Annotated in this window: 13 protein-coding genes; 4 read left to right on the top strand and 9 right to left on the bottom strand. The window is 60.6% G+C overall.

What is annotated here, in order from left to right; translation table 11 throughout:
- Genes K6301_RS16340 through K6301_RS16330 form a run of 3 tightly spaced genes read left to right on the top strand, consistent with a single transcriptional unit; the run spans position 1 to position 2,158 of the window.
- Positions 1–672, top strand: coding sequence for an amino acid ABC transporter permease (locus K6301_RS16340; protein WP_247221558.1), 672 nt, complete (start codon positions 1–3; stop codon positions 670–672).
- Positions 641–1,336, top strand: coding sequence for an amino acid ABC transporter permease (locus K6301_RS16335; protein ID WP_247221557.1), 696 nt, complete (start codon positions 641–643; stop codon positions 1,334–1,336). The genes K6301_RS16340 and K6301_RS16335 overlap by 32 nt, the downstream gene beginning before the upstream one ends.
- Positions 1,337–1,345: 9 nt before the next feature.
- Positions 1,346–2,158 carry an IclR family transcriptional regulator gene (locus K6301_RS16330; protein WP_247221556.1) on the top strand — a complete coding sequence of 271 codons (813 nt, stop codon included), beginning with the start codon at positions 1,346–1,348 and terminating at the stop codon, positions 2,156–2,158.
- A gap of 254 nt (positions 2,159–2,412) precedes the next feature.
- On the opposite strand, the gene K6301_RS16325 is transcribed toward K6301_RS16330, so the two are convergent.
- The 6 genes from K6301_RS16325 to K6301_RS16300 all read right to left on the bottom strand — a co-directional run bounded on the left by K6301_RS16325 (position 2,413) and on the right by K6301_RS16300 (position 8,003).
- Positions 2,413–3,339 (bottom strand): MaoC/PaaZ C-terminal domain-containing protein, encoded by a 927-nt coding sequence (locus K6301_RS16325; RefSeq protein ID WP_247221555.1) that lies wholly within the window; start codon positions 3,337–3,339, stop codon positions 2,413–2,415.
- A gap of 61 nt (positions 3,340–3,400) precedes the next feature.
- Complete coding sequence (locus tag K6301_RS16320) at positions 3,401–4,381, bottom strand: TRAP transporter substrate-binding protein (RefSeq protein WP_247221554.1); 981 nt, start codon at positions 4,379–4,381, stop codon at positions 3,401–3,403.
- A 38-nt stretch (positions 4,382–4,419) separates the two neighbouring features.
- The gene (locus K6301_RS16315; protein WP_247221553.1) at positions 4,420–5,694 is read right to left on the bottom strand and encodes a TRAP transporter large permease; all 1,275 of its coding nucleotides are present in this window, start codon (positions 5,692–5,694) and stop codon (positions 4,420–4,422) included.
- Positions 5,691–6,206 carry a TRAP transporter small permease gene (locus K6301_RS16310; RefSeq protein WP_247221552.1) on the bottom strand — a complete coding sequence of 172 codons (516 nt, stop codon included), beginning with the start codon at positions 6,204–6,206 and terminating at the stop codon, positions 5,691–5,693. The genes K6301_RS16315 and K6301_RS16310 overlap by 4 nt, the downstream gene beginning before the upstream one ends.
- Entirely contained in the window at positions 6,206–6,952 is a 747-nt protein-coding gene (locus K6301_RS16305; protein ID WP_247221550.1) for an SDR family NAD(P)-dependent oxidoreductase, read from the bottom strand. Before K6301_RS16305 ends, K6301_RS16310 begins: the two co-directional genes overlap by 1 nt.
- Positions 6,936–8,003 (bottom strand): Gfo/Idh/MocA family protein, encoded by a 1,068-nt coding sequence (locus tag K6301_RS16300; RefSeq protein WP_247221549.1) that lies wholly within the window; start codon positions 8,001–8,003, stop codon positions 6,936–6,938. Before K6301_RS16300 ends, K6301_RS16305 begins: the two co-directional genes overlap by 17 nt.
- A gap of 204 nt (positions 8,004–8,207) precedes the next feature.
- Here K6301_RS16300 and K6301_RS16295 point away from each other — a divergent pair, with 204 nt between their 5' ends.
- Positions 8,208–9,281: a LacI family DNA-binding transcriptional regulator gene (locus K6301_RS16295; protein WP_247221548.1), complete on the top strand. Its 1,074-nt coding sequence runs from the start codon at positions 8,208–8,210 to the stop codon at positions 9,279–9,281.
- Between the two features lie 3 nt (positions 9,282–9,284).
- On the opposite strand, the gene K6301_RS16290 is transcribed toward K6301_RS16295, so the two are convergent.
- Genes K6301_RS16290 through K6301_RS16280 form a run of 3 tightly spaced genes read right to left on the bottom strand, consistent with a single transcriptional unit; the run spans position 9,285 to position 12,598 of the window.
- Positions 9,285–9,890, bottom strand: a complete 606-nt coding sequence (locus tag K6301_RS16290; RefSeq protein ID WP_247221547.1) for a DAK2 domain-containing protein — start codon at positions 9,888–9,890, stop codon at positions 9,285–9,287.
- Positions 9,887–10,888 carry a dihydroxyacetone kinase subunit DhaK gene (locus K6301_RS16285; RefSeq protein ID WP_247221546.1) on the bottom strand — a complete coding sequence of 334 codons (1,002 nt, stop codon included), beginning with the start codon at positions 10,886–10,888 and terminating at the stop codon, positions 9,887–9,889. Before K6301_RS16285 ends, K6301_RS16290 begins: the two co-directional genes overlap by 4 nt.
- Positions 10,889–10,900: 12 nt before the next feature.
- Entirely contained in the window at positions 10,901–12,598 is a 1,698-nt protein-coding gene (locus K6301_RS16280) for an acetolactate synthase catalytic subunit (protein WP_247222524.1), read from the bottom strand.
- Between the last annotated feature and the right edge of the window lie 7 nt (positions 12,599–12,605).

Below are 12,605 nucleotides of genomic sequence, written 5' to 3'. Positions count from 1 at the left end.
ATGCTATCCTACGCCTTCGACCTCCTCCTGCAATACCGCGACATCTATATGGCCGGCTTGAAGAACGCACTTACCGCAGCGGCGCTTGGCCTTGTTCTGTCGCTTTTCGTCGGCATCATCTGCGGCATTGTACGCTTTTCATCAAGCGGCTTCGCTGGTCGTGCGGTCACAGTCTACATCTCCATCGTGCGCAATACGCCGATGATGGTTCAGATCTACTTCATCTATTTCGGCCTTCCCGCCATAGGATTAACGCTCTCCGCCTTCACGACGGGCATCGTTGCCCTGACGTTCAATTCCGGCGCCTATATCGCTGAAATCGTCAGAGGCGGACTTATCGCCATTCCAAAGGGACAAAGCGAAGCCGCAATGGCGCTGGGCATCCCGCGACGCATCCTGCTCACCCGTGTGCTCTTGCCCCAGGCTGCGCCGACAGTTCTGCCAGCCGTTACCGGCCAGTTCGTGCAGCTCGTGAAGGACACGTCGCTGCTTTACACGATCGCCATTCTCGAAATCACCAAGGCGGCGGATGAAGTCGGCAACGAGACGTACCAGTTCCTTGAAGCTTATCTCGTCAGCTGCGTGATCTATATTCTAGTTTGCGCTACGCTGAACGTCATCGTCGATATCTACGAGCGTCATGCCGGCTTCTCCAAGTTCAGGAGGGCCTGATATGGATATCATATCGTTCGTCTACGATACCGCTGCGCTCAACCTCAAGGGCCTGCCGATCGTTCTCTTCCTTACAGTCGCGTCGTTTTTCCCTGCATTGCTTCTTGGAATCATCGGTGGTCTGCTCGCTTCATCGCGCTTCATGATCCTGCGCCTGCTCATCACGATCTACGTCTATATTTTCCGCTCGACGCCGTTCCTGATGTTCATCTTTCTCGTCTATTACGGGCTGCCGCAATATGGCGTGCGTATCGGCTCGATCGAGACGGCGATCATCGCGCTGTCGCTCAGTCACGGTGCCTATATGACCGAGATCATCCGCGGCGGTCTGTTGGGCTTCGACAAGGGGCAGAACGAGGCGGCCATCGCTCTTGGTTTCGGTCTGTTTCAGAGGTTGCGCGATATCGTCCTGCCCCAGACGCTGATGGCGATCGTCCCATCTCTGCTCGGCCAGTCGATCTTGATGATCAAGGACACGTCGCTCGTCTCGGTTGTCGGCATCAGTGAACTGACCCGACTTGGGCGCGAGATCGTTATCCGTACGAATGAACCGTTTCTCGTCTTCACAATCGTCGCAGCAGTGTATTTCATCCTATGTTTCGGGCTTGAAAAAATATCCGGAAGCATTGAAGAGCGAGTTCGCCGAATAATGTCTGGTCAGTAAAGGGCGAAGATGACTGAAAAGCACGAAAACGTAAGCGGGGACAGCGAGATCCAGGCGCCTGCGGAGACGCGGGAGGCAGGTGCAAAGTCGCTGCGCAAAATGGCGCTGGTGCTCGACTGTTTCACACGCCTGCATCCGAGCCTTACCGTCGCCGATCTTTCCGAAAGGACCGGGATGCCGCGCACCACCGTCCACCGGATTGTCGCCTCCCTGCGCGAGGTGGGCATGCTCGACCAGGATGGTCGCCGGCAGAACTATCGCCTTGGCCTGAAGATGTTTCACTACGGCAGCAGCGTGATTGCCAGTCTTGACACACCGCGAAGGGCCCATCCCCACATAGCGAAGCTGCAGCTGGTGACCGGTGAGATCATCCATTTCCACATGTTCGACGGTAGCCAGATGGTCTGCGTCGAGCGCGAAGAAATGGGCACTTCACGCCTGACGACTCTCACGACAATCGAGGCCGCACCGACCTACTGCACGAGTGTCGGCAAGGCCTTTCTCGCATTTCAGGATGAGAGCCTCGTGCGACGGATAGCGGCAGAAGAAGGGCTGAGGTCCTACACGCCGAAGACTATCACTAACCTGAAGGCGCTTCTTGAGGAACTCGCGTTGGTCCGCGATCGTGGCTACGCGATCGATGATGAGGAGAATCAGCTTGGCGTTCGTTGCATCGGCGCGCCGGTGCGCGATGCGGCCGGCCGCGTTTTCGCATCCGTTAGCGTGTCCGGGCCCGCCGAGCGCATGCCGGACGCGCGCCTGACAGGCCTTGCACCTCTTGTAATCCAAACGGCGGCAGATATTTCGGATGCTTTGTCGTAAGATTACGAAACTCGGTCTTAGTCCGTCATCGCGATGTGCTGATGCGAGCAAGGTGTCCCTTCGGAAACATTCGAATCAATCCGATGCGTAACGGATAAGAGTATGTATGCGGATAACTGGATAAACGAAAAATATTTGTCTGCATCGCGCCTTCATCTTGACCCGTAAAACATTTGCAAAAAACCAGAAAATTAGCGCCGACCTGCCAGAACAAATTTCACGAACAGTTTTTTGCTTGGAATCCCTGCAATAAGTCATAGCAGAGCCGAGCCATATCCGACGGCCGTCACCTGACCTTCCTGATTTGTCAACCAGAACTCAACCTCGACGCGCGTGCCACCCTCCTCTATCTGTCGATTTGCGACAACACCTTCAAGCGTGATAAGGTCCTTCGCGTAGATCGGTGTCAAATACGTCGAAAAGTGGTGTCCAGTCGAAAGAAACCGCTCGCCAAACAGGCTGGCGAGATATTGCGATGCCCAGCATGATTCCATCATTCCCTGAGCAATGCAGTCACGAAGGCCGGCCTTGTGTGCGATCTCCAGATTCGTATGAATTCCCTGTTTGTGGAATTCGGCGCCAGTAAAGACGGACATTTGCGCTTGGCGGACTTGCTTCGTAAGTGGACGCAGCGCCGTGCCGACCACGGTATCGGCTGATATTGTCGCAACGCGCGATCCGGACAGCGTCCGCGGGCTGATGCGCCTTTCCGGCTCTGCCGTACCCGTGCCGACCCTGATGCCGTCAGGAATGCGCATGACTTCGGTCGATCGCTGCAGGACGACGATATCGCCCTCGTCGTCCCGCGCGATGCTTTCCAACACCGTATAACCCTTGCCGCGCTTCATATACTTATCGACATAGGTGCCGGTGAGTGTGAGCTTCGCGCCGACCGGCACGGGCTTGTAGTGGATGACCTCTTCTTTCTGGTGCAGGCCGACGACCTTGTCGCGGTCATAGACCGTGAGGAAGATCTGCATGAGATCCGAAACGATCATATGCGGCGGCACGTAACCCACCGGTTTTGCAAGCCCGTCGATAATCTGCATGCCGCTGTAATCGTCGAGCGCATAGGCATAGCTGCGCAGAAAGAAGTCGTCGAGAACGAGTTCTACCGGTCCAAAGCTCTCGCCGATATAGACGTTTTCGTAGGTCGGGTCCTTGAAGGCTGCGGGCACCATCGTCATCAAATCCTTGGAGAATGGGGCGCCCGCCGTACTGCGACGGCGGACGTCGTGCGAGTTACTGGACGCTGCGAACCTTGGCGAGAAGCGCCACGGCCTTCTCGCCGAGGCTTGCGGCATATTCGTCCTGGAACGTAGCAAGGCGCTCGGCGAACTTGTCGAGGCCCTGCGTCTCGACGATTGTTACGCCAGCGCTCTTCATCTCCTCGAGCGCCTTGGCGTTGAAGTCGTTGACGAGCCCAGCTTGGTAGGCCTGCGCTTCGGCAGCGGCCTTCACGACAATGTCCTGCTGTTCCTTGGTGAGCGTATCGAACTTTGCGGCATTCACCGGAATGAAGCGGAAGTGCCAGATATGCTTGGTCAGGCTCACACTTTTCGTGACCTCGTACCATTTGGTCGTCGCCAGCGTCGCCGGCTCGCCTTCGGAGGCTTCGGCGACGCCCGTTTCGATGGCCGAATAGACCTCGGGGAATGGGATCGGCGTCGGCACCGCGTTCAGCGCCTTGGCGAAACCGATATACAGCGGCGATTCCGGAACGCGCAGCTTCAGCCCGTCCATGTCCTCGATCGTGTTGATCGCCCGCTTGCTGGCGATTGAGCGCGGTCCGAGATAGAGGAAGCCGAGATTGCGCACACCCTGCGCCTCGAACGCCGCTTGCACGTCGGGCGCGATCACGTCCGCGACGCGCTGCATATGATCAAGATCCTTGTAGAGGTACGGAAGTTCCAGGACCTGAAGTTCCGGGAAGAAGCGGCCGATGCCTGACATGCCGCTCGGCGCTATGTCCAGCGAGCCGGAAACCACGCTTTCGGCGAGTTCGCGCTCGTTTCCGAGAGTGGCGTCGCTATAGACCTCGATTTTCACTTCGCCATTGGTGCGCTCGGCGACCAAGTCGGCAAAACGCTTGTCCGCCAGCGTGTTGCTGTGGTCAGCGGCGTAGATGTCGCCCAGAGTCAGCGTGGTTTCGGCCCGCACGACGCCCGTGCTGGCCGAAAGCGCAAGGGCGGTGAGCGCACCCAACAAGAAACGTTTCTTCATGAACATGCTCTACTCCTCCGTTGAGCTTTTCTGCGCCGTCACATGAAGGACGGCAGATAGGTTGTGAAGAACGGTACGAACGCGATCAGAAGATTGACCAGCAGCAGCGGTATCAAAAATATCCACACCAGAACCAGAATGCGCGACAAGGGTATGCGCGCAATGCTGACGCCGATGAACAGCAACGTTCCTACCGGCGGCATGACCGCACCCATCATGATAGCGAGCACCATGACAACGCCGAACTGCACGGGATCGAAGCCCATTTGCGCACCAATGGCGGCAAGCGTCGGTACGAAAAGCACGGCCGTCGAAACTTCGTCCATCAGGCCGCCGATCAGCGTCAGGACGACGATCAGGATGGTGACGACGAGAAGCGGCTCCGTGGTGATCGCAAACAGCACCGAGGTGATCTGCTGCTCGAAACGGCCGAGCGCCAGGATCGTGCCGAAGACGGCCGAAAACCCGACGATCATCATGATGTTGGCGGATGACAGCGCCGCCGACATCGTCAGTTCCCTCAGGCTCTTGAGATTGAGCGAGCGCTCGATGACGAACCCGTAGAACAGCGCGTAGACCACCGCGACGATGCCGGCCTCCGTCGGCGTGAAAATACCGAAACGGATACCGCCGATGATGACGAAGGGCATGACCAGCGCGAAACCCGCCTTCAGAAAGGATTCCTTCAGCCGCTGGCCGGAAAACGTCACGGTATCCACCTTGAAGGACGCAAACCGGGTGACGATGAAGGCGAGGATAAGCAGCGACAGACCGACGAGGAGGCCGGGAATGATGCCGGCCATGAAGAGCCGGCCGATCGAAACCCCGGCCATGGAGCCGTAGATGATGAGAAAGATCGAGGGCGGAATAAGCGGCGCCATCATAGCGGAGAACGCGACCATGAGGGCTGCGAATTCCGGCTTGTACCCCTGTTCCTTCATGGCTGGGATCAGAATCGAGCCGGTGGCCGCGGCGTCCGCCGACGCCGATCCCGAAACGCCCGCCATCATCACGTTGGCGATGACGGTGACATAGGCGAGACCCGCGCGGAAATGCCCGACAAGCGCGATGGCGAGATCGACGATGCGTTTGGTGAGCCCGGAACGCGACATGACCTCTCCGGCGAGCACGAAGAACGGGATTGCCATCAGCGTGAAGGAATCCATGCCGCCAAACGTCTTGGTGATCAACAGGCGTTCCTGAACGATCGGATAGTTGAGGACGACGACGAGCGCGGCAAGGCCGGTCGAAAAGGCCACCGGCAAGCCGAGCAGCAGAAAACCGAAGAAACAGCCGAAAAGGGTGAGTGTCATTGGTCGACCTCCCGCGTGCCGCTTCGCATGTCGCGAACCATGCGCGCGATCGTTGCGAGAATGATGAGGGCTGAACCGACGGGAATGGCGAGATAGATCCAGAAGAGCGACAGCGACAGGGCCGACGAGAGCTGCGGTGCGTTCACGCGCGCCATCACCCAGCCGTAGTAGACGAAGGTCCCCATCAGCACGATGACGGCAAGATCGAGAAGAACGGCGACCGCGCGCTGCATGCCCTTGGGCATCATGTTCACGAACACATCCACCGTGAACATGGCGCGGCGCCAGACGAGGATCGGGGCGCAAAGCCAGAACAGCCAGATGAAGGCATAGCGGATGATCTCTTCGGACCAGAACAGGGCGTAGTGCCCGTTGAAGACATAGCGCAGGCAGACGGCGGCAAAACCCACCGCGATGATGGCAAGCATCAGCGGCACGATGATCGCTTCTCCCACACGCTCGAGCAATGTCGGGTTGTCCGGGGCTTCAACGATTTCCGATTGTTCCTGCATCAGGCTGCCAACGCTCCCCCGTCCACCTTGATTACGGCGCCGGTTATATAGTCCGAAAGCGGGCTTGCAAGGAATGCGATTGCGCCGCCGACCTCTTCCGGCTTTCCGGCACGGCCCATCGGCACGCGATTTTCCACTTTCGCAACCCATTCCTTGTTGTGGAAGAGTGGCTCTGTCAGTTCTGTCCTGAACCAGCCCGGTTCGATCGCATTCACGCGAATGCCGGTCTTGCCCCATTCTACCGCAAGCCCCTGCGTGATCTGCTTCACCCCACCCTTTGACGACCCGTAGGCGACGATGAACGGCATGCCGATCTCGCTTGCCATGGAGGCGATGTTGACGATCTTGCCGTAGCCGTTGTCACGCATGACGCGGCCGGCAGCCTGCGACATGAAGAACAGGCCGCGGGTGTTGATCGCATGGACGCGATCCCAGTCTTCCGGCCCGTATTCGAACGAGTCGCCGCGAATGTTGAGGCCCGCGGCGTTGACGAGAATATCGAGCCTGCCATGTTCGGCGACGATACGCTCGACCAGCGCCTTCGCCGCATCGGGATCGCTGACGTCGCAGACCATCGCCTGTGCGCCGGCCTCTTGCGCGGCCTGTTCAAGCACATCATGGCGCCGACCGGTGATAACGACAGTAGCACCGGCCGCGACCAGCGCATCCGTCCCGGCCCGGCCAAGTCCGGTTCCGCCACCCGTGACGAGGGCGATACGACCTTTGAGATCAATGGACAGCGACATTTCGAAGCTCACCTGTACTCTGAAGATTCATACGGCGGCCGTCGCTCTCGACGATCGCATGCGCCAGCGCGAGCGCGGCAATCCCATCCTCGATAGAGGGTGTGACAGGCAGGCCGGCAGTCAGGGCGTTGGCAAGGTTGCGCATCTCACCGACATAGCCCATGTGGACGAGCGACGCATTCTCCGCGGAGATGTTCGTCATATTCGGCTCCCATACCAGACGCTCGCGTTGTGGCGAGAAGACACGCCCCGCCACCATGGGTTCGGCATCGCGAGTATAGGTGACACGCGTTACGTTTTCGACGGTGACGCTCGCGCCCTTCGATCCCGTGATCTGCACGCGCTCGTTCGGGACACCCCTGCTCTCGTAGTTCGATATCTCCAATAGGCCGGCGGCACCGCTTGCGTAACCGAGCAGCACGGCGAAACCGAAGCGCTCATCCGAGGCCTCGGTCTTGACGGCGGATACCCAGTCGGCCGGACCGCCAAAGAAACGCATCAGGTCAAGAAAGTGCACGCTGTGATCAAGCACGAAGGAAAAGGGCGTAAGCGTCTTCGACCAAGCCGGCGTCCACACGCCAGAGGTAATCCGCGCATTCACCATTTTCACGACGCCGAAGTCACCTTCCTGGGAGATCTCCCTCGCCATGCGATAACCCGTCGCAAAGCGCTTCATGAAGCCGACGACCAGCTGCTTTCCCGCTTTCACGGCCACGCTCTTCATGACCTCGGCTTCGACGAGCGTGATCGCGGGCGGCTTTTCGACGAAGACATGCACGCCGTGTGCAAATGCCTGCTTGGCAAGCATGGGATAGATCGCCGGGCCAACCGCCATCACAACGGCATCCACCGTCTCGGCGGATAGCATCTCGGACATCTCCGCATAGGCGGCGCCGGCTCTTGCCGCCCGCATCGTCGCATCGGCGCGAGCCGCGTCCGGATCGCAGACGGCTACGATGTCGATGCCGGCCGCATGCATGGCGGGAACGAGCGCCGCATTGGCAAATGCGCCACACCCTACCAACGCTGTCCGAATACGGACCTGCCGCATCCTGAAACTCCTCCCGCGATATGAGGCCTCTCCCGCCTCAGAAAACGTTTTTCGAAAAACGGTTCTTGTATTTTGATTAAACGCGCTGAACCGGTGTGTCAATCTCAGTATATGACTATTTCAGGCGACGATTCTCGGCTAAAGTCGCAAACACAATAAAAACAGGCCGAACGAAAAATCGGTTCTGCAACTGGAGTTTGAAGAGTGTCCGACAAAGGACGGATTACGATCAGAGACGTCGCGGCGGCGACTGGCCATGCGGTATCCACCGTCTCGAACGCGCTTGCCGGAAAGCGGCACGTGAACGAAGAGACCCGCCAGCAAGTGAAGGAAGCCGCCGAGAGGCTCGGCTACCGTCCCTCGGTGGTGGCGCGTTCACTGCGCATGAAACTGAGCTCGACGATCGGCGTTCTGGTGCCCGATGTCAGCAACCCCGCCATCCCTGAATTCATCCGCGGCATCGACGACGTCGCCGTGCGGGAAGGCTGCACGATCCTGCTCTGCAACACGGACGAGCTCGTCGAACGGCAGGTGAGCCAGATGCACACCCTGCTTGACCGCCAGGTCGATGGGATGATCCTGATCTCGCAGCATTGCGACACGCCGGAGGTGCGCAAGCTGCTAGACGGCAAGACGCCCTTCGTGCTCATCCAGCGTCGGAGCGCCCGCTTCCGCGACGATTATATCGGCTCGGACAACCTGCAAGGCATGCGCGACAGCGTGAACTATCTCTATGAACTCGGCCACCATCGCATCGCTCTCGTCACCGGTCCCGCGACGTCCAGCACCGCACAGGAGCGACTGGAAGCTTTCGAAGCCTCGATTGCTGAGCTCGGCTGCGACGGCGACCCGGACCTTGTTTATCGTGGCGACTATACCGTGGAAGCAGGCTACGAGGCCATGCACTACTTCGCTTCCCTGCAGAAGCGTCCGACAGCCGTGATTGCCAGCAACGACGTTTGCGCACTCGGCGTCCAAGATGCCGCAAGCGAGCTCGGCATTTCCATTCCAGCGGATATGTCGCTGCTCGGCTGCGACGACATCGACCTTGCAAGACTGCGCCGCATCAATCTCAGCACGCTGCGCCTGCCGAAGCGAGAAATGGGCGCGGCGGCCGCGGAACTGCTGATGCGCCGCATCCATTCCAAACGACCGCCCACGCCGCGCGAGGTCATCATTCCAACCAAACTCGTCCTGCGCGAATCCTGCGCGCCGCCGGCGGATGGCCACAACGCAAAAAGGCCGGCAGAACGCCGGCCTCTCGTTTCTCCAGACTGAGGATCACCGTGCCAGAGCAGCGGTGAGCTCCCGGATCGCCAGCATGCCAGGATCGTCGATGCCAATCGTCTGATCCCCGAACATGCGGGCGCGGCCGATGCGGTTCGGCCGGCTGCGAAACGCTTCGAGAGCGTCGGCCGCCGCCTTTGCCGCCGCGCTCGCGGCTTGGTCCGGCGTTCGCGCATCCTTCACCGCATCGGCTATGGCGTCAAGCGAATCCAACACTGTCTTGTCGCCGAGCGAAGCCCCGCCTCGCGCGATCATCGCGTCGCGCGCCGTAGCGACGAGATCGGAGAGGTCACCGGCGTCGATCGCTTCGCGCCCCTTCGCCTCTCGTCCCGCGGCCAGCAATCCGGTGGCAAAGAGAGTGCCGAGGCTCGAGCCGGTGGCAAGCGTCGCAGCCTTCGCGAGCTGGCTCAGCGCCGAGCCTGGATCGACCGCGCCAGACAGATCGACCTCTGCCATCTTGCCGATGACGCGGGCGAGCATGCCGCCCGTGTCGCCGTCGCCGAGTTTCGCATCCGCATCGTTCAACACCTGCTCCAGCGGTCCCATCGCCTCATTGGCGCGGGCGATTGCGAAGGCAATGGAGGAGACCGTGAGGCTCATGCCGTCACCGTCCAGAACGGGCAGGAGGCAGGCGCTGCCAGCAGGGCCTCGATCTCGTCATCGACGAAGCAGAGCGAGATGGAGGCGCCGGCCATTTCCATCGACGTTGCGTAGTGGCCGACGAGCGGCCTCACGATCGTAATGCCGGCGGCTTCGAGCTTCGTGCGCGCGCGGCGGTAGAGGATGAAGAGCTCTTCCAGCGGCGTGGCACCGAGGCTGTTGACAAGGATCGACGCCCTCCTCCCCGCACCCTCCGGCTTGTCGGCCAGCAGCCGCTCGATCATTTCGTCGGCGATCGTATCCGCCGGCTTGAGCTGGTCGCGCCATATGCCCGGTTCGCCGTGAATACCCATGCCCATCTCGATCTCGTTGTCACCGAGCGTGAAGGACGGCTTGTCGGAACCCGGAACCTGGCAGGGCGATAGTGCGACGCCGATGGTGCGTGTGCGATCCACCGTCTTCTGCGCGATAGCCGTCACCGCATCGAGGTCGGCGCCGGTCTCGGCGAGCGAGCCGGCCGTCTTGTAGGCGTAAATGATGCCGGCGACGCCGCGGCGCTTCTGCCGTTCGGACGGCCCGGCGCTGGCGACATCGTCATTGCCGAGCACCGTCGTCGTACGGATGCCTTCGTCCTCCAGCATTTCGCCGGCCATGTCGAAGTTCATGCGGTCGCCGCCATAATTGCCGTAGAGCCGCAGCACGCCTTGGCCGCCGTCGGCCAGCCGGATCGCTTCCATGCACGAACCGACCGTCGGCCCCTCGAAGACGTTGCCGATCGAGCAGCCGTCAAGCAGCCCCTCGCCGACGTAACCGGTAAAGAGCGGCAGGTGGCCGGAGCCCCCGCCGGAGACGACACCGACCTTGCCTTTGCGGATCGGTGTTGCACGATGTACGACGCGGCCGGTCTCGCCGCTGAGCGCCAGAGATGGATTGGCGGCAACCAGACCGTCGAGCATTTCATCGACAAAGCCCGACGCCTTGTTCATCAGCTTCTTCATGACGTCGCCTCCTCAGTAGTTGAGCACCGAATTGTCATTGAACATGGTGATCGGCGGATAGGCGCGCTCGTCCGTGATGACATCGAGCACGGTCGTGGTATTGGCAGCAAAGGCTGCCTTCAGCGCCGGCAGGAAGTCTTGCGCCTTCTCGATGCGTACACCCTCACAACCCGCGCCGCGGGCTATCGCCGCGTGATCAACCGGAGTGAAATCGCAAGCATCGGAATATTCGTTGAAGATCACCTTTTCTGCATGCTTTTCATAGCCCAGGATCGAATTGTTCAGCACTGCGACGACGACGTTAAGCCCCATGCGGCGCGCCGTCTCCAGTTCGGACCAGACGTGGGCAAACCCGCCATCGCCGACGAGCGCGAAGATCGGCGCATCGGGCCTGGCGCACTTGGCGCCCAGCGCATAGGGCAGGCCCCAGCCGAGACCGGCGAGACCGCGTGGCGTGAGGAACCGCATGCCGGCCTTGCGTGACTTTAAATGGTTGCCGACCCAGATCGAGGAGTAACTGGCGTCCGACACGACGATGTGGTCGGGTGTGAGCAGGCTGTCGAGATCCCGCATGAGCCGCTCGGGGCGGATTGGGCTTGCATCCGACGTCTCGACGGCCTCGGCGTCCTGGCGACCCTTGGCAAGGCCCTCCGAGATCATCTTTTCAAGCGCCGGCCGAGCGGCTCTCCGCTTTGCGCCGTCTTCGCCCTCGAGTGCCACGGAAAGCGCCTTGATACCGAGCTTGGCGTCACCGACAAGGCGCAGCGCCTCGTAGTTGCGGCCGATCTCCTGCCCATCGATATCGAGATGGATATACTTGGCGTCCTTCGGAAACAACGACCAGCTGTCGGTGCCGTTCTGGTTCGTCCGATTGCCGATCAGCATGATCACGTCGGCTTCCGTCACCAGTTCACGCAGGTGCTTTGTACGGCTACGCGTCGCCATAAAGTAGCCGACGATGCCGACGGACAGCGGATGCCCTTCATCGACGGCGCCCTTGCCCATGACGGTGGTCGCGACAGGGATCGAGAAACGCTCCTGGAGGGCGGCAAGCTCGTCGGCGGCGTGAGAGACGTGCACGCCGCCGCCGGCGATGATCAGCGGACGCTGCGCGGATGCGAGCAGCTTCGCGGCTTCGGCGACGCGGTCCGGATCCGGCCCGCTGCGGTCGAGCGGAAAGCTGCCGAGAGACGCCATGCGACTGTCGTTGGGGCTTTCCGCCGTCTCCACGAACATATCGATGGGGGCGATCAGCACGGCCGGTCCGGGGCGGCCCGAAGCAGCCGCCGTGAACGCCATGTCGACATAATCATCGATGCGGTTGACGTCGGCGACGCGCTTGATCCATTTGGCCACGCCCTTGAAGAGATCGAGATGGTCGAGCTCCTGGAAGGCATTTTTGTCGGCGAAGGGCCGGGCCACATCCTGCACGATCGCCACGATCGGAATCGAGGCCTTGTAGGCTTCCGCAAGTCCCGGCACCAGCAGCGTCGCCGCCGGGCCGTTCTGCGCTGTCACGACCGCCACCTTGTGCGAGATGCGCGCATAGGCATCCGCCATGACGGAGCCGGCATTCTCCGTTCGATAGCCGATCTGCCTTATGCCATAATGCGGCGCCGCCAGGAAAAGCGCTGCCGGAATGGACTGGCCGAAGATGACCTCGACGCCGTGTCGCTTCAGTGCCTGCGCCATTACATGCGCGCCGCTCATATTACCC

It is taken from the genome of Shinella oryzae, assembly GCF_023038235.1.
GTDB lineage: Bacteria > Pseudomonadota > Alphaproteobacteria > Rhizobiales > Rhizobiaceae > Shinella > Shinella sumterensis.
This window is presented reverse-complemented; position numbering and strand designations above follow the sequence as displayed.